Source organism: Pseudomonas sp. FEN (assembly GCF_904067045.1).
In the GTDB taxonomy this organism is placed as follows: domain Bacteria; phylum Pseudomonadota; class Gammaproteobacteria; order Pseudomonadales; family Pseudomonadaceae; genus Aquipseudomonas.
This window is the reverse complement of record NZ_CAJFDC010000014.1, coordinates 325,684-343,702: the sequence shown is the minus strand read 5'-3', so window position 1 is coordinate 343,702 and position 18,019 is coordinate 325,684. Positions and strand designations below refer to the sequence as shown.

11 protein-coding genes and 1 pseudogene are annotated in these 18,019 nt (G+C 56.8%); 9 read left to right on the top strand and 3 right to left on the bottom strand.

Annotation, left to right across the window (positions count from 1 at the left end; all coding sequences use genetic code 11):
• Positions 1–35: 35 nt before the first annotated feature.
• Positions 36–1,268 carry an amino acid deaminase/aldolase gene (locus tag PFEN_RS17970; protein WP_191488146.1) on the bottom strand — a complete coding sequence of 411 codons (1,233 nt, stop codon included), beginning with the start codon at positions 1,266–1,268 and terminating at the stop codon, positions 36–38.
• A gap of 255 nt (positions 1,269–1,523) precedes the next feature.
• Here PFEN_RS17970 and PFEN_RS17965 point away from each other — a divergent pair, with 255 nt between their 5' ends.
• The 6 genes and pseudogenes from PFEN_RS17965 (at position 1,524) to PFEN_RS17940 (ending at position 10,156) form a co-directional block, all read left to right on the top strand.
• On the top strand, positions 1,524–2,321 hold the full coding sequence (locus tag PFEN_RS17965; protein ID WP_191488145.1) for an SDR family NAD(P)-dependent oxidoreductase: 798 nt from the start codon (positions 1,524–1,526) through the stop codon (positions 2,319–2,321).
• A gap of 179 nt (positions 2,322–2,500) precedes the next feature.
• Positions 2,501–4,428: pseudogene (locus PFEN_RS17960) on the top strand (DUF1302 domain-containing protein).
• Between the two features lie 65 nt (positions 4,429–4,493).
• Positions 4,494–5,831 carry a DUF1329 domain-containing protein gene (locus PFEN_RS17955; protein ID WP_224771003.1) on the top strand — a complete coding sequence of 446 codons (1,338 nt, stop codon included), beginning with the start codon at positions 4,494–4,496 and terminating at the stop codon, positions 5,829–5,831.
• A gap of 150 nt (positions 5,832–5,981) precedes the next feature.
• Positions 5,982–6,263 carry a LysR family transcriptional regulator gene (locus PFEN_RS17950; RefSeq protein ID WP_191488143.1) on the top strand — a complete coding sequence of 94 codons (282 nt, stop codon included), beginning with the start codon at positions 5,982–5,984 and terminating at the stop codon, positions 6,261–6,263.
• Between the two features lie 462 nt (positions 6,264–6,725).
• Positions 6,726–7,751: a WD40/YVTN/BNR-like repeat-containing protein gene (locus PFEN_RS17945; RefSeq protein WP_191488142.1), complete on the top strand. Its 1,026-nt coding sequence runs from the start codon at positions 6,726–6,728 to the stop codon at positions 7,749–7,751.
• Between the two features lie 20 nt (positions 7,752–7,771).
• The gene (locus tag PFEN_RS17940) at positions 7,772–10,156 is read left to right on the top strand and encodes an efflux RND transporter permease subunit (RefSeq protein WP_191488141.1); all 2,385 of its coding nucleotides are present in this window, start codon (positions 7,772–7,774) and stop codon (positions 10,154–10,156) included.
• Positions 10,157–10,216: 60 nt separating this feature from the next.
• On the opposite strand, the gene PFEN_RS17935 is transcribed toward PFEN_RS17940, so the two are convergent.
• Both PFEN_RS17935 and PFEN_RS17930 read right to left on the bottom strand, forming a co-directional pair.
• Complete coding sequence (locus PFEN_RS17935) at positions 10,217–11,410, bottom strand: sensor histidine kinase (protein ID WP_191488140.1); 1,194 nt, start codon at positions 11,408–11,410, stop codon at positions 10,217–10,219.
• Positions 11,411–11,415: 5 nt separating this feature from the next.
• Complete coding sequence (locus tag PFEN_RS17930) at positions 11,416–12,105, bottom strand: response regulator (RefSeq protein ID WP_191488139.1); 690 nt, start codon at positions 12,103–12,105, stop codon at positions 11,416–11,418.
• A 97-nt stretch (positions 12,106–12,202) separates the two neighbouring features.
• Between PFEN_RS17930 and PFEN_RS17925 the strand changes: the two genes are divergently transcribed.
• The 3 genes from PFEN_RS17925 to PFEN_RS17915 all read left to right on the top strand — a co-directional run bounded on the left by PFEN_RS17925 (position 12,203) and on the right by PFEN_RS17915 (position 18,000).
• Entirely contained in the window at positions 12,203–13,711 is a 1,509-nt protein-coding gene (locus PFEN_RS17925) for an efflux transporter outer membrane subunit (RefSeq protein WP_191488138.1), read from the top strand.
• An 80-nt stretch (positions 13,712–13,791) separates the two neighbouring features.
• Positions 13,792–14,937 (top strand): efflux RND transporter periplasmic adaptor subunit, encoded by a 1,146-nt coding sequence (locus tag PFEN_RS17920; protein ID WP_191488218.1) that lies wholly within the window; start codon positions 13,792–13,794, stop codon positions 14,935–14,937.
• A 3-nt stretch (positions 14,938–14,940) separates the two neighbouring features.
• A complete protein-coding gene (locus tag PFEN_RS17915) occupies positions 14,941–18,000 on the top strand; it encodes an efflux RND transporter permease subunit (RefSeq protein ID WP_191488137.1) in 3,060 nt (1,019 codons plus the stop codon).
• Positions 18,001–18,019: the final 19 nt, after the last annotated feature.

The following is an 18,019-nucleotide window of genomic DNA, read 5'->3' as shown; positions in this document are numbered from 1 at the left end:
CAAGGGTGGAACACGAGAGGCGTTCAGGGCATCGGTTAGAAGAAGCTCTTTCTTTCGCCTCTGTAAGTTCGAACTTTGTCGATTACCCGCCCGTTCTGGATCAGCAACAGCTCGTTGAAGCGCTCGCAGAGTTCGCCGGCTTTGGCATGGCGAAACAGGATGGGATCGCCAATCGCCGGTGTTTTCACCAGTGTGTGACGCACCGGGGTTTGCACTTCACCGGCGGACTCGTTATCGAGCAAGCTGCACCCGGCCGGTAGCCACGGCTGCGGTAAACGGTCTTTACCAATGGGGCCCGAGGCGATGTAACCGCCTCCCGAACAGGTCACGACGCCATCTTTTGGCACGCGTGTCACCGGCAAGGCAAAGCCGGCGGTGGGCAGTAATTTGAACCCTCTATAGTGATCAAACAACGTCGGTGCATAGAGACCCGAACCTGCTGCCAGTTCTGTCACCGAAGGGTCCAGGCGGGTACTTTCAAAGCTGCCCGTGCCGCCGCCGTTGACGAAGCGCAGCAGATGCCCTTCTTTTTTCAAGGCTTCCACCACGGCCTGGCGCCGGGCATTGACCTCAATGATCGACCTGCCCTTGAGGTAGCGAATTACGCCGCTTTTGATGGCTTCTCCTGGCACATCGTCCATCAAGCCGGCGATCTGCCCCTCGTAGCCCATAAGTCCCTGCAGGACGACATTTTTACATTCGGCGATTGCCCGTCCCAACTTGATGGCGGTCGAGACGTCATGAACGGGAGAACGGTGTACACCAAAGTAGATGCCTGGAAAAGATGAGGACATATCCAAGTCGATGGCCAGCGGAATAACCACGCCTTCGGTCAACGCGATTTGATTGATCTGAATCACTTGTTCGAAGCTGTCGACCATCAGCGTAATGGAGCAGCCGTTTCGAATCTGTGTCGCCGCTGCTCTGATCTCGGTGATTTCCACGCTTGGATAGGCCACCACAATGTCGTCAAACCCCTCGCTTGCCAGCCATGCCGCCTCTCCCACCGAGTAACACAACAGGCCTCTCATGAACGATCCGGCAGACATGATTCTGCGGATCATCTCCACCGAGCGAACCGACTTGGTGACCAGCCGTATTGGCAGGTTGCCGGCGCGCAAGCGCAGGTGTTCCAGGTTGATGGTGAAGTGATCAAGGTCGATGAAAGCCGCTGGCAGTCGATGACCAGCCAGGGCAGTGCGGTAGTAGGGGTAGGCGTGTATCGGCGTTTCAACGGATTTTTTTGTTTTTGTGGCTACACGGCTCATTGGGCTTTCTCTGCATGATCATCGAAGAGGGGGGGCGGGCATGCCTCGCTGTCGTGGAAGGAGGATAGGAGGGGCGGGTAACCACTACCAAGGGTAAACGAGGCCGTTCTAGGGGTCCGAACAGGCCAGCGAGTCCGGCATCTGGGTGGCCGGAACTGACCCGAAACTGGCCTTTGGGCCTATGCGGATATAAGTGGCTCTGGTTTTACACTCGAATCCAACGACTGGCCCCCAATAAGAAGAAAGGTGAGAGTGATGCGCTACGCATTGATTACGGGAGCAACTGGTGGGATTGGGGCCGAATTGGCCAAGTTGTTCGCCCGTGATGGTATCGGTCTGGTGTTGTGTTCCAGTCCACGCAGTCGTGACAAATTGCAGGCGTTGGCGGCTGAGCTGAAGGGGTCATATCCCATCGAAGCTCATGGGGTCTGCGAAGACCTATCCGTGCCTGGAGCTGCAGGGCGTTTGATCGAGCAAGTGAATGCGCTGGGGCTGCCGATCGAGTTCCTGGTCAACAACGCGGGAGTCGGTATTGTCGGTCTCGCGTATCAGGACTACGACGCGACACAACTCACCGCGATGCTTCAACTCAACATCGTCACGTTATCGCAGCTCACCCTGTATTACGTGAGGCCGATGATTGAGCGAGGTCACGGTCGCATCCTGAATCTCAGCTCTTCGGCTGGGTATGTGGTTCCCCATGGTCTGGAGGCTGCTTATGCCGCCTCCAAGGCTTATGTCATCAGCGTATCCGAATCGCTGTCCCATGATTTACGACGCACGGGTGTTACCTGTACCCATTTGGCTCCCGGGCCGACGCGAACCAATTTTTTCGTGGCCGCCGGGTTGGTTGATGAGCGTCGCATGGCCAAGCTCGGTTACAGCCAGCCGGATGATATTGCACGGATCGGCTACCGGGCCATGCACGCGGGTCGTACGGCAGTGATGCCTGGGCTGAGCAATAACATCGTGACATGGCTTGCACGTATTTCACCCTCCAGAACGCTGACCGGAAATATTTCGGCGTATGTGGTTTCCCGTGAGTTGGATTAATTCACGTATTCATCCGGTGTTTTGCAACTGATGTATCGCCGGCTTGATGTAAGCAACGGTATCTGAACATTGAAGAGTTTATCCGCAGGTTCACCTCATGGGTGGCCCTGAGAGGACGCGCACTAACCCTTAGAGGTGAGGCGTAAAAATAATAATAACTGCCGCGGAGCAATGTGCGAATGAGCAATAATAACTGGAAACTTGGAAGGGTGTGCGTGCGCGCCAGAGCGGGTTTGGTGCTGGTTGGCTTATTACCAACGGTGTTGGTTGTTCCTTCTGCAGGTGCCGTGGAGTTTAGTTTTCTGGATCGTGAGGTCAAAGGATCTCTCGACTCGACAATTTCTTACGGGAGTGCATGGCGAGTACAGGGGCAGGACAAGAATAACGATGCCTTCAACGGCAATGACGGGGATCGAAATTTTGGCCCGGGTCTTATTTCGCAAGTGTATAAGCTAACGTCAGAGTTAGGTGCCACGTATCAGAATTATGGTGTCTTTCTCCGAGGGACGGCTTTTTACGACAGCCAGATCATGAATAATCACACGGATTATTACAAGAACTCGGCTATCGTTGAACCTAGTCAAAACACTCCCAAGGACGACCGCTTCACTTATGAAGCACGGCGTGATGCCGGGAAAGGCGCACAAATACTAGATGCCTATATTTATGGTAAATGGGAACCGCTGGATCACCCCCTGTCTGTTCGTGTGGGCAAGCAAGTATTCAATTGGGGCGAAAGTGTATTCTATCGAGGGGGGTCAATACCACCAATCCCTTGGATGTTACCAAATTTCGCTTGCCCGGCTCGCAACTCAAGGAAGTCCTGGTGCCAGTGGGCGCCCTCAGTTTCAACTTGGGGCTGACCGATAACTTGTCCATGGAGGCTTTCTACCAGGTGGATTGGAAAGAAAGCTCCCTGGATCCGGTGGGCACTTACTATTCGACGACGGACCTGTTTGGCAAGGGCGGTAAACAAGCCTACGTACAAGTCCCCGCATTGGCGCCGGCTTTCGCCGCTTACCAGAGCATTGCCGCAGGCGTTCCTGGTGCGCGTCTGGGGGCCGGCCCTTATGGCCTTAACAGTTTCATGGACCCAAGTACTGGTATCTTCAAGGTGGCTAATGTCGGCAACGACGAAAAGGCCCGAGACAGCGGCCAGTTTGGGATTAACTTCCACTACATTGCGCAAGCGCTGAATTACACGGATTTTGGTTTTTATTTCGTTAATTACCATACCAAGGAACCGCTGGAGTCCATCGGACTCGGTAATTATCAAGGCGTCAACCTGTCAACATTATCGGGCGTGGCCGGCAACAATGCGGGAGCCATTGCTACCTTGGATATGGTGGGTAACGCCGTGGTACAGCGGGCGTATGTCGAAGACGTCCGTATGTACGGTTTCAGCTTCAATACCACCTTGGGCAATGCTTCGTTGTTTGGCGAGCTGGCCTATCGGCCCAATTTGCCGATCAGTATCAGTGCAACTAATGATCTGCTAGGCGACATTCTGGGGCAGGGAGTCTCAGGCTCAACCAATATTTATGATGCGTCGGTGTCGGCGGCCCAGGCCTGTGTTCAAGTATCAGGTAAACAGCTTTGCCGCAACGGTACGTTGAATAACTATACGCGCGTGGAGTCCTTCAATGCTTCGGTGGGGACGATCTACAATTTTGGTCCCGCACTGGGCTTTGATTCGCTGGTCGGTATTGCCGAGCTGGCGACTGAGAGTCTGCGCGGCAACCTGACCTATACCGCCTTTACCCCCAATCCAGAAGTTAGAAAATTTGCCGGTTCGCCTGATTTGTCCGATTCACCGATCAGTCGTGAGTCCTACGGTTACACCGTGGTTGTAACCGGCACCTGGAATGATGTTTATGCCGGTGTCAATATTTCACCCTCTTTTAACTATTCGGACGACTTCAAGGGGAACTCCGATCTTGATGGAAACTTTATGGAAGGTCGTAAGGCATACACCTTTGGCATCAAGGCGGATTATCGGGGCGGCTTGGAGACCGAACTTCAATACACCACATTTTCCGGGGCAGGGAGGAGCAATACCTTGCGTGATCGGGACAATGTCAGTTTCGACGTCAAGTACTCCTTCTGATCCGTCGTTTTTCAACACACCGCTTGCGGAGACTCACTATGTTTAAAGTAGCATCGCTTTTGAGCATGACCCTGATGCTTGGATCTTTTGCGGTCACGGTCGAAGCGGCTGTTTCTGCTCAGGAAGCACAGAAACTCGGCACCGTTTTAACGCCGATGGGAGCCGAGCGTGCCGGTAACGCCGATGGCAGCATTCCGGCCTGGACCGGAGGGTTGATCAAACCGCCAACACCTTACAAATCGGGGGATCACTACATTGACCCCTTTCCAGAGGACAAGCCACTGTTCACCATCACGGCGGCCAATCTGGAGCATTACAAGGATAAGCTGACAGCCGGCCAGATCGCGATGTTCAAGACCTATCCCGGCAGTTATCAAATGCCGGTTTACCAGGCTCGGCGCACGGCCGCTGCACCACAGTGGGTTTACGACAATACACTGAAGAACGCGACCAGCGCGAAATTGCAGGAAGGCGGCGACGGCTTTTCCGATGCTTTCGGAGGGATCCCGTTCCCGATACCGCAGAGCGGTGTCGAAGCCGTCTGGAACCATCTTGCGCGTTATCGCGGAACGCACCTGGTGCAGCCACTCAACGAGGCATCGGTAGACACAAACGGCAACTTCACGATGTACAAGTATCAACAGGAAGTTCTGTTCAATTACTACGATCAGAAGTCCAGTTTTGCTCAGCTGCAAAACGTCATGTTTCACTATTTCAGCGTAGCCCTTAGTCCGCCGCGAAGCGCTGGGGAGGTTGACCTTGTCTATGAAACCATGGACCAGGTAAAGGAACCGCGTCTGGCATGGGCTTATGAACCTGGAACGCGCCGGGTACGGCGAGCGCCGACGCTGGCCTACGATACGCCCGGAGACAGCGACGGGTTGATGACACTGGATAGCAAGGACATGTTCAACGGATCGCCCGATCGTTTTGACTGGAAGCTGATCGGGAAGAAAGAGATTTATATTCCCTATAATAATTACAAAATGACCCAGGCTGGTCTGGCGTACAAGGATATTTTAAAACCTGGACACCTCAACCCCGTATACACCCGTAACGAGCTGCATCGCGTATGGGTAGTGGAGGGGACATTGAAGGCCAATGCGCGTCATTTGTACTCTAAACGCACATTGTACTTTGATGAGGACAGCTGGCAGATCGTCCTGGCTGATCAGTACGATGGCCATGGTGAATTGTGGCGCGTGTCGATTTCCTATCTGATCAACTACTACAATTTACCTACTATCTGGTCGGCGGTGGACGTGTTTCATGATCTGCAGTCTCGTCGCTATGTGGCACAGAAACTTGACAGCGAGGAACCACGCGGTATTGATTTTGATCTGCCCAATCCGCCAAGTGATTACTTTAACCCTGCTGAGTTGAGGCGCCGTGGTACACGTTGATATTGGCCTCTGTTTTTAGCGCTAAACAGACGGTATGGAGATCTAGCTGATCTTGGCCTTTTTGAAAAAGGTCATATGAATGGCGGTCTCTGTACCGATGGTGTACTGCTCGATCAGGTGTTTTTTAGTGAGTCACGAGTTGGGGATTAAATGGTACTTAGAGCACTTCCACCCCTATCGAAGCTGAAGGTATTTGAAGAAATCGCGCGGTTACAAAGCTTCAAGCTGGCCGCTGAAAAGTTGCACTTGACCCAGTCGGCAATTAGTCACCAGATTGCTTCGTTGGAGCGCTACCTTGGCGCGGCGCTTTTCTACCGACTGCCGGGGCGGGTGGCGCTCAGCGAGAAGGGAAGTATTTACTTTCCAGTCATCAAAGAGGCTTTGGAGTGCATCGAATTAACGACGGATCTCATTCGTGAACGGCAATCATGATGCTCCTTTGTCTGGGTTTCTATGGCCGTGGGTAGTGGTTCAGGTTTTTCGTTTTTTGTCATTGGGCATTTTTAGTCGTGAGTTTTTATGTTGTCGATTCGCACGATCGAAGTGCTTCTTTTGTCGCGCATATTCCTGTTGCCGCTCCATTAGTGTGCGGGTATTCGCTGCTGCTTAAGTGTGGGTAGTCGATATATAACGTTGGCCTGATAAGACCCCTTTCGAGACCGAACTCGCCCCTGGCTGTGATAGGGTATTTTGATAGCCTCCTAAACACGATGTTAGGCGTATTTTGAAATTCATCGTTCACTTTCGACAGGTTGTGTTTGAAGGTTTATATCGCATTTTTGCGTAGAAATCAGGCGATATCGACCTGGCTTTCAAGAATGGAAATACTCAATGAATATACTTTTAAATGGGCGAGTGAAAGCAAGTTTTGGAGCGGTACTCAGCCTGTCATCGATGCCAAACACAGACCCGCCACTGATCGTGTGTTTGCTACTCTCTGTCATCACTCTGTCAGCGTTCAATACGCTTGTTGTGGCCGCGACCAACAGTGCTGATACGACTCAGGCCACGCTCTACTCCATTGAGTCTTCCAACGCCTCCGGCAATTTACTGCTCGACGTGGCCCACGCCGGCAACCGCCTGGTGGCCGTCGGCGATCGCGGACACATCCTCTTTTCCGACGACCAGGGCGGCCACTGGACCCAGGCCCGGGTTCCGACCCGGCAGATGCTCACGGCGGTCTATTTCGTCGATGAGCGCCACGGCTGGGCCGTCGGCCACGATGCGCAGATCCTCGCCAGCGAGGACGGCGGCGCCACCTGGACCCGCCAGTTCGAAGACCTCAAGCGCGAAGCACCGTTGCTCGACGTCTGGTTCAAGGACGCCAGCACAGGCTTTGCCGTGGGCGCCTACGGGGCCCTGCTGGCAACCAGCGACGGTGGCCAGCACTGGGAAAACGTCAGCGAGCGCCTCGACAACCCCGACCAGTTCCACCTCAACGCTATCGCCGCGGTCAAGGATGCCGGGCTGTTCGTGGTCGGCGAGCAGGGCAGCATGTTCCGCTCCGCCGATTGGGGCCAGACCTGGGAGCGCGTCGAAGGCCCGTACCAGGGTTCGCTGTTCGGCGTGATCGGCACCGCCCAACCCTCGACGCTGCTGGCCTACGGCTTGCGCGGCAATCTCTACCGCTCGACTGACTTCGGCAGCAGCTGGGCACCGGTCGAACTCAAGGCCACCCGTGGTGCCCTGGAGTTCGGTCTGTCCGGCGCGACCTTGCTGGGCGACGGTTCGCTGGTGATCGTCGGCAACGGCGGCAGCGTGATCCGCAGTAGCGACGATGGCGTGACCTTCAGTGTGTTCAACCGTCCCGACCGGATTTCCCTGTCGGCGGTGACGGCGGCCGGCAACGGCAAGCTGATCCTCGTCGGCCAGGGCGGCGCCCACACCACCACGCCGACCGGCGCTGAGCTGGGCCAATAACAAGAAAGGCGGGAATCTTCATGAGCAGTCATCAAAGTCATCATCAGGACAAGGCGACGTTTCTCGAGCGCCTGATTTTCAACAACCGTCCGGCAGTGATCGTTATCTGCCTGCTGGTCAGCGCCTTCCTGTTCTGGCAGGCCACGCTGATCCGCCCGTCCACCAGCTTCGAGAAAATGATTCCGCTCAAGCATCCGTTCATTGAAAAGATGATGGAGCACCGCAACGACCTCGCCAACCTGGGCAACACCGTGCGGATTTCCGTAGAGGCCAAGGACGGCGATATCTTCACCCCGTCGTACATGGAGACCCTAAGGCAGATCAACGACGAGGTGTTCTACATTCCCGGCGTCGACCGCTCCGGCCTCAAGTCGCTGTGGAGCCCCAGCGTGCGCTGGACCGAAGTGACGGAGGAGGGCTTTGCTGGCGGCGAAGTGATCCCGCAGAGCTACAACGGCTCGGCCGACAGCCTCGACAAGTTGCGCAACAACGTGCTCAAGTCCGGCCAGGTCGGACGCCTGGTGGCCAACGACTTCAAGTCGAGCATCGTCGATATCCCGCTGCTGGAGTCCTACCCGGACCCGCAGGACCAGGGCAAGTTGTTGGCGCTGGACTACCAGAAGTTCTCCCACCAGCTCGAAGAGAAGATCCGCGACAAGTTCGAAGCGCAGAACCCGAATGTGAAGGTGCACATTGTCGGTTTCGCCAAGAAGGTCGGTGACCTGATCGATGGCCTGGTCATGGTGGTGCTGTTCTTCGGTATCGCCTTCATCATCACCCTGGTGCTGTTGTACTGGTTCACCTGGTGCATCCGCAGCACCATCGCCGTGCTGGTCACCACCCTGGTGGCGGTGGTCTGGCAACTGGGGCTGATGCACGCGTTCGGCTTTGGCCTGGACCCGTACTCGATGCTGGTGCCGTTCCTGATCTTCGCCATCGGTATCTCCCATGGCGTGCAGAAGATCAACGGCATCGCCTTGCAGTCCAGCGACGCCGACAACGCCCTGACGGCGGCCCGACGGACCTTCCGGCAATTGTTCCTGCCGGGGATGATTGCGATCCTCGCTGACGCCGTGGGCTTTATCACCCTGCTGATCATCGACATCGGCGTGATTCGCGAACTGGCCATCGGTGCGTCCATCGGCGTGGCGGTGATCGTATTCACCAACCTGATCCTGCTGCCAGTGGCGATCTCCTATGTCGGCATCAGCAAGAAGGCCGTCGAGCGCAGCAAGAAGGATGCGACCCGCGAGCACTCGTTCTGGCGCCTGTTGGCAAACTTCGCCAGTCCCAAGGTCGCGCCGGTGTCCATCGTCCTGGCCCTGTTGGCCCTGGGGGGCGGCCTCTGGTACGGACACAACCTGAAGATCGGCGATCTCGACCAGGGCGCGCCGGAGCTGCGTCCCGATTCGCGCTACAACAAGGACAACCGCTTTATCATCAACAACTACTCCACCAGTTCCGACGTGTTGGTGGTGATGGTCAAGACCCCACCCGAGGGCTGTTCGCACTATGAGGCCATGGCGCCCATCGACGAGCTGATGTGGAAGATGCAGAACACCGAGGGCGTGCAGTCGGCGATCTCGCTGGTGACCGTGTCCAAGCAGATGATCAAGGGCATGAACGAGGGCAACTTGAAGTGGGAAACCCTGTCGCGCAACCCCGATGTGCTGAACAACTCCATCGCCCGGGCCGATGGCCTGTACAACACCGATTGCTCCCTGGCACCGGTACTGGTGTTCCTCAACGACCACAAGGCCGCGACCCTGGATCGCGCGGTGCATGCGGTGCAGGACTTCGCCAAGGAGAACAACAAGAACGGCCTGGAATTCCTCCTTGCCGCCGGTAACGCCGGGATCGAGGCCGCCACCAACGAAGTGATCAAGGCATCGGAGCTGACGATCCTGGTCCTGGTGTATATCTGCGTGGCGACCATGTGCATGATCACCTTCCGTTCCTGGGCGGCGACCTTGTGTATCGTCCTGCCGCTGGTGCTGACCTCGGTGCTGGGGAACGCGTTGATGGCGTTCATGGGTATCGGCGTGAAGGTCGCGACCTTGCCGGTGGTGGCGCTGGGCGTGGGGATCGGCGTGGACTACGGCATCTACATCTACAGTCGCCTGGAAAGCTTCCTGCGTGCCGGGCTGCCGTTGCAGGAAGCCTATTACCAGACGCTGAAATCCACCGGCAAGGCGGTGTTGTTCACCGGCCTGTGCCTGGCGATCGGGGTCTGCACCTGGATCTTCTCGGCGATCAAGTTCCAGGCCGACATGGGCCTGATGCTGACCTTCATGTTGCTGTGGAACATGTTCGGTGCGCTGTGGCTGTTGCCGGCGCTGGCGCGGTTCCTGATCAAACCTGAGAAGCTGGCGGGCAAGGTGGGCGGGTCGTTGTTTTCCCATTGACTGCTGGAAATGAAAGGCGCGCTAAAGGGCCTGTATCTCCTTGCTCTAAACCGCACAAGCTTAACTTTCAAGATGAATGGCAGATGGAATACTGATCCGGATGATGGCTCCCCCTCCGGCTCGATTTTGTGCGGATATGTCTGCGACATGTTCAAGGCAAATTGCGTGCGCAATGGACAAACCTAAACCACTACCACCTGAGTATCTGGCTCGGGAACGCTCGGCACGCCAGAACCGGTCGAATACACGTTTCAGGTCTTCCTTTTCAAAGCCTGGACCTCGGTCTGCGAAAGTAATGATCACGTGTTCTTCAGCCTCCGTTGCCGAGATGGACAGCTCGCGTCCTTGTGCCGCGTAGCGCAGGAAGTTGTCGATCAGAATGTTGATGATCTGACCCATTCGATCGCGATCTGCCTGGATGTTCAAATGCGTGGGCACTTCAACGACGGGTTCGACACCCGCGTTTTTGAGTGAGGCACAGAACCAGGCCAAGCGTTCGAAAACCAGTTTGTGCAGGGGGAACTCGGTTTTGTCGAGGGCCAGTTGTCCGGCCCTTGCGAGCGATAGTAGGTGGAGATCGTCTACCAACTTGTTCAGTTGACCGAGTTGACGGCTGACCAGCTCCAATTGAGTGATGTCATGGGGAAATACGTCATCGATCATGCCCTGGACGCGACCCATGGCTGCGTTCAACGGTGTACGCAGTTCATGCGCAATGACGGCACTCGACTCACGGACTTCCCGTTCATAACGCTCCAGTTGCGTGGTCATGCTGTTGAAGTCGCTCACCAGGCGTTGAAGCTCTTGCGGGGTTTTTCCGCTGGGGGGCAGCCGCGTGATGAAGTCTCCCTGTGCGACTTGACGTGCGGCCTTTGCAACGGCTGAAAATTGGCTCGATAGCGGCCGTGAAAACATAAACCCACACACGATGATGATGGGAATGGCCCCGACGACGAGACTTGCCAGCAAGAGCCAGTCCTTGTTGGCGATGCCCGGCAATATGTCCTCAACGTTGTAATACTGAGCGGATAGCTCCCACAGTCTGGCTTCATTGAGATGTGGTTGAGCGCGCAGACTTTCAAACTCAAGACGCACGTCGAGAGGCATACGGTGCAGCGTCACCCAATCCGATATCAGAAAATGCAACCACATTCCGAGTGCGATCGCCACCACAGCACCGATGGCCAGCAGGCTCATGCGCATGCCGACCCAGCGCCACAAGGGTTTTTGTCGAGTCTTTGAAACATCGAACATGGGATTCACCTGAATCGATAACCCACTGAGCGGACAGTCACCAAGACACCTTCGATGCCCTGAATTTCCAACTTGCGACGCAGGTTATGTACATGCGCGTCGACGACTCTGGCGAGGGCCTCGCTTTCAGGTAGGCAGGTTTCCAGTAACTCTTCACGGGTGAAGGCTTTGGTGGGGGTTCTCAGTAAGGTGGCCAGAATCTTGAATTCGGTAGGTGTCAGGTCCAGCAGTCGCGGTTCATGATTGACAGTCTCGATACTGGCAGTGACGGCATTGAGATCTACCAGCAGGTTTTTGTATCGCAGGTGCTGTTCGGCAATGGTACTTGCGCCGTAGCGACGCAAGACCGCGTGAACCCGTGCGACCACTTCTTTGGGGTTGTAAGGCTTGACCACATAATCGTCCGCACCGTAACGCAGTGCGCCCAATTTCTCCGGTTCATCACCCATCGCCGTGACCATGATAACGGGGGTATCGCTGCAACGTCTGACGGCCGTGAGCACCTCGGTACCGCTCAACCGGGGTAGCATGACATCCAGCAGAATCAGGTCGGGCTTGCACTGACGGTGCAGTTCGATGCCTCGCTGTCCGTCTTCGGCCAGTATTACGTCGAAGCCGTCGCGACGCAGGTAGGCTTCAAGAATGCTGGCGCTGTCGGCATCGTCTTCGACGATCAGAATGCGTTTTCCTGACACTGAAAGCCTCTTGATCAAATCTTGATATTTAGCGAACGGTTTATTGATAGTTGACGCCTAGGATCATTTCCAGACCTTACCGGCACGAACGGATCCTATGTCGACAAACGCATCGCTGTCCAAGCCTATCCGATCTCGCTGGTGTTGTTGGTCGGTGATGTTGCTGACGCTGGGCGTAACAGGCTGTTCCCTGGCGCCCAGCTATGAACGACCGGCATTGCCCGTGCCGCAAACGCAGCAGGCGAGTGTTCTGGTAGAGGGCTTTGGGCTGTCGTCCACGCCAACTGAGATCGGCCTTTCTCAGAACGAAGAACATCTGATTGCAGAGCTTTCACCCGAGGGGGGGCTCCGGCCACTGGTGCAGTTATCGCTGAGCTTCAATCGCGATTTCAGAGTGGCGTTTTTACGTATCGAGGAAGCTCAGTCTCTTTATCTTACGGCCCGGTCTGATCGCATGCCCACTGTGGCTGCCGGTTTTGAACGTGATCGTCAGCAATTCGACAACGCCGCAATCAACGAACGCTATGGCCAGGACCTGACGTTCGCCTCGGTCGGTATTTCGAACTTCGAACTGGATTTTTTCGGTCGGGTTCGCAGCCTCTCCGAAGCAGCGCGACATGACTACCTAGCCACAATTTATGGCCAGCAATCGGCACGCAGTGCGCTGATCGCTGAAGTCGCCCGGTTGTATCTGCTTGAACGGCTGACGGCAGTGCAGCAAGTCGATGCACGGCTGATTGACGATGCCGAGCAGACAATACTGGGTAGGGTGGAGGGGCAGCAGGTCGAAGGTGCCGCGTCGTTTGACGATGTCGCCTCTCAGCATGCAAAGGCACAAGACGCCCACCTGCGACTGGCCGCTGCGACGGCAGAGCATGCGCGCTCACTCCAGGCGTTGTTGTTGGTGACAGGCTACGCGAAGCCACTGCCACCTATGAATAATGTTGAGTCTGTCGAGGTGGCGCCTGCTGACCTTGGCACTCCACACTGGCTGGTTGATATGCCCTCTCAACGTCTGCTGGAGCGCTTTGATGTTCGACAGAGCGAGGAACGCTTGAAAGCCGCCAACGCCAACATTGGCGCCCCCCGGGCGGCTTTTTTTCCTTCGATCAAACTCAGCACCGGTATCGGCATTGCCAGCGATAGCTTGCGCACTTTGTTTGAAGGCGGCAATGGTACGTGGTTGTTTAGCCCTCAGCTCTCGCTACCGTTGTTCGACGGCGGGCGCAATCGCGCCAACCTGAATCTGGCCGAAGTTCGTAAGCAAATGGCCGTCGCTCAATACGAAAAAACCGTACAAACCGCGTTCCGCGAAATGGCTGACGTACTGACCGAGCGTCAGCATGTGCTGGAACGTGTGCATAGCGAAAAGGTGTTGAGTGCTCTCGCGCAGAGCAAGGCGCAGCGAACGCTCGCTGAGCTTGAGGCGGGAGGTGCCGACCGCACCCTCTTGCTGGCGTCGCAGATTCGTGTTGCTCAGGCGGACATGGTTTGGCAACAGGCTCGTCAGGCGCTATTGCTCAACCGACTGGACATTTATCGCGTGCTTTGTGGTGTTGACACTGCACCTGCCCAACGCCTTTCCGACAATGAGTCTTTGCAATGAACCGTCACCCTAAACAACCCGAAACTTTCTGGATGAAGGGGGGCGTTGAACCACAGCCTTTGATGAAATCGGGGAGCGCGATGTATCGTCGTTTCGATGGGATTTACCGGGCAGTTGAATCGCTTATCGGCAGCTTTTGTGTAGTCTGCCTTGTCGCTTTGCTCTTGAGTGGCTGTTCCCGTACCGAGCCCACAGAACCGCCAGTCACGCGCTCCGTCAAGGTGGAAACGGCAAAGGCGGTGGCAGGGGCGGGCGGACGCTTCACCGGCATAGTCCGGCAGCGCCAGCGCGCCAGCCTGGCTTTTGAGTCCGCGGGGCGATTGGATAGTTTGCGCGTTGATGTCGGGGATAGGGTCCAACAAGGGCAGGTACTTGCCGCGCTCGATCCTCAGTCTGCGCGGCTGCGTCTGGAGCAGGCCAGGGCCAGCGTCAGTGCGAGCCAGGCGCAGGCGGCTGAGCGAAAAAGCAATTATCAGCGCCAGCAGCGTTTGTATGCCGCCGGCAGTGTTGCGCAAAGTGTCGTTGAGTCGGCCGCAGTGGTTTATGGGCAGGCAGAGGCTCGGCAACGTCGAGCCATTTCGGATCTGGCTTTGGCGCAGCGTGAGGTTGAACACGCTCAGTTGGTCGCGCCTTTTAGTGGGCGCATCGTGGCGCGCCTCGCTGATCGTTATGCGCAACTGATCGCCGGCAAGGTGGTGCTTGAGTTGGAGTCTAGTGATGACTGGCAGGTGGTTGCGGCTGTGCCCGCCGCGCTAGCCCAAGGACTGAAGCCAGGTGATGCAGCGCAGGCCTACGCTGCGGCGCAACCCTCCACGTCCTTGGACTTGGTGCTCGAAGGGGTCTCGCCCAGGGCGGAAAATGGGTTGCTACAAACCTGTATTTTTCGTCTGCGTAATCCGTCAGTTGCGCTGTCCAGTGGCTTGACCGTCGTTGTCCAGCTGCACGCGGATGCACCTCGTCAACTTTCCATTCCGGTATCGGCGCTGTTGATGGGGCTGACCAGTGCCAACGCTCAAGTCTTCGTCTACCAGCCTGCCGCGACGAATACAACGCTTGGCAGCGTAACGACCAGGAGCGTATCGATCGCAGGTGTCGAGCAAGGCCGGGCCTTGATCGACAGCGGACTGGCCGACGGCGACCAGGTGGTTACTGCCGGTGTCGCCTTCCTGTCCAACGGTCAGGCGGTGAGCCTGTATCAATCTTCTACTCGGCTGGCGCACAACTAGATCATGAACCTTACTCGTAGTGCGATGGATGCCAGCCGCTTGACCTTGTTTGCCGCTTTTCTGGTGCTGGTGGCCGGTGTCCTGACTTTCTGGAGCTTTCCTTCCCAGGAAGAACCGTCGGTGACGATCCGTGACGCGCTGGTCAGCATGGCATTTCCCGGGTTGCCGGCTGAGCGGGTCGAGGAACTGCTGGCCAAGCCAATGGAGGACAAGCTCCGGGAGCTGCCTGAGATCAAGAACCTGATCACAACCGTACGGCCGGGCAGCGTGATCATCCAGATCACTGCCTATGACGAGGTCAAGGACCTGGGCGTGTTATGGCAACGGGTCAGGGCCAAAGCGGCTGATGCCGGGGCGAGTTTTCCGCCCGGTACCCTAGGCCCCTTCGTGGACGATGACTTCGGGCAGGTTGCGGTGGCGTCAATAGCCGTCACCGCGCCCGGATTTGCCATGAATGAAATGCGCGGACCGATCAAACATTTGCGTAACCAGCTTTATGCTTTGCCGGGTGTGGACCAGATCTCTTTGTACGGCCTGCAGGAGGAGCGGCTCTACCTCGATTTTGATCGCCAACGCTTGGCGGGGGTTGGCCTCTCGATTCAACAATTGCTGCAGCAGCTTCAGAGCCAGAATCTCATTGTGTCGTCGGGAAGCCCCTTGCTGGGCGGGCAGAAAACCACGGTCACGGTGACAGGCGAGGTGCTCTCTGCTGCACAGTTGGAGCAGTTACCGATTCGGCTGGAGAAAGGGCAGTCGGTGGCACTGGAGAAGTTGGCCACAATTTCAGTAGCAGCCAACGAGCAGCCGGACAGTGCTGCGGTATACCAGGCACAGGATGCGGTGGTGTTGGCTGTTTCAATGAAGGCCGGGCTCAATATCCAGTCTTTTGGACAGGCCTTGCGCGAGCGCCTGGCGCAATTGGAGCAACAGTTGCCGCTGGGTTTTTCGATGCATGTGGTGACCTTCCAGGCCGATGTTGTGCATCACGAAATGGCCAAGATGCAACACGTGATGATGGAAACCGTGGTGATCGTCATGGCGGTGGTCATGCTGTTTCTCGGTTGGCGAACCGGATTGGTGGTGGGGGTGATCGTGCCGCTGACCATCCTGGGAACCCTGATCGTGATGCGGGCCCTGGGGGTGGAGCTGCAGACGGTTTCGATCGCTGCGATCATCCTCGCATTGGGCTTACTGGTGGATAACGGCATTGTCATCGCCGAGGATATCGAGCGTCGGCTGCAGGCGGGGGAAGAGCGTCAGCGCGCCTGTGAGGACGCCGGACGCACATTGATGATCCCGTTGCTAACCTCTTCTCTGGTCATCATCCTGGCGTTCTCACCCTTCTTTCTCGGCCAGACCAGCACCAATGAATACCTGCGGTCCTTGGCCATTGTGCTGGCCATCACGTTGCTTGGCTCCTGGCTGCTGAGCGTGACGGTGACGCCATTGCTGTGCTTGCACTTTGCCAAGGCGCCGGTGCCGGGAAAGGAGGATGCCCATTCACACGGCTACGACTCGCTTTTTTACCGTGGCTATCGCCGAGTGATCGAGGGATTGTTGCAGCATCCCTGGCTTTTTCTCGGCAGCATGCTGGCGTTGTTAACCGTGGCGATTGTCGTGCTGACCCATGTGCCCTATGATTTTTTGCCGAAATCGGACCGCAAGCAGTTTCAGATACCCATCACTCTGGAGCCGGGCACGAGCTCGCGTGTGACCTTGCAAACCGTGCGCGATATCAGTCAGTGGTTGAGCGCCGATAAAGATGTGGTCAACAGCATCGGCTATGCGGCCGAGGGAGGGCCGCGGATTGTATTGGGACTCAATCCGACCTTGCCGGCGCCGGATGTTGCCTACTTCACTGTCAGTGTGCGCGATGACGTTGATATCGATACGGTGATTGCGCGTACAAACCGCTATCTGTTGTCCCAGCACCCAGAGGTTCAAGCGCAGCCCAAGCGATTTTCAATGGGCACCACCGAAGCTGGCGTCGCCATCTATCGGGTGATCGGACCGGATGAAAGCGTACTGCGAGGTATCGCTGGCAAGATCGAAGCAGCGCTCATGGCGCTGCCTGGTACGCAGGACGTGCGTAACGATTGGCGCTCACGGCAACTGCGTTACAGCGTCGTCGTCGATCAGTACCAGGCCCGAAGGGCTGGGGTCAGCACCCAGGACATTGCCCAGGCGTTGCAGCTGCGCAACGGGGGCTTGCTGGCGTCTTCGATGCAGGATGGCGAGACGAGCGTGCCCATTGTCTTACGCGAACCCACGAACGCCAGTACCCTGACGAACGATCTGGAGAGCACCCTGATCCATCCGGCTGCAGGGGGCGATGCGTTACCTCTGGCTGCCGTCGCGACAGTGCGCGCCGAGGTCGAAGCGTCGACTATCCTGCGTCGCAACCTGGAGCGGACGATCACGGTGGTTGGGCACAATCCGTCGCTGACAGCCAGTTCGATTGTCGAGCGCCTAGCGCCGCAGGTCGATGCCATGGACCTGCCACCTGGATACCGGATCGAACTGGGCGGAGAGATCGAGGACTCTGCCGCGGCCAACCAGGCGTTACTGCAGTACCTGCCGCATGCGCTGGTTGCGATGCTGTTGCTGTTCGTCTGGCAGTTCAACTCGTTTCGAAAGCTGTTGATCGTGGTGGCCAGCGTGCCATTTGTTTTAATCGGAGTGTCGGTGGCCTTGGTTCTGACCGGTTACCCGTTCGGATTCATGGCAACCTTTGGCTTGCTATCCCTGGCCGGCATCATCGTCAACAATGCGGTGTTGTTGTTGGAGCGTATCGAGGTCGAACGGGGAGAGGGTTTGCCGCTACACGAAGCCGTGGTGGGAGCTGCGGTCAAGCGGCTGCGACCCATTATCATGACCAAGTTGACCTGTATCATTGGTCTGATTCCGTTGATGCTGTTCGCCGGTCCGCTGTGGAAAGGCATGGCCATTACGATCATGGGAGGACTCGCCCTGGGGACTCTGGTGACGCTGGGGCTGATTCCAGTGCTCTATGGGTTGTTGTTTCGTAAGCGCCCGGGAAAATCAGCTTCTGTAACCGGATAGCGCGATCGGGCTGGGTAAC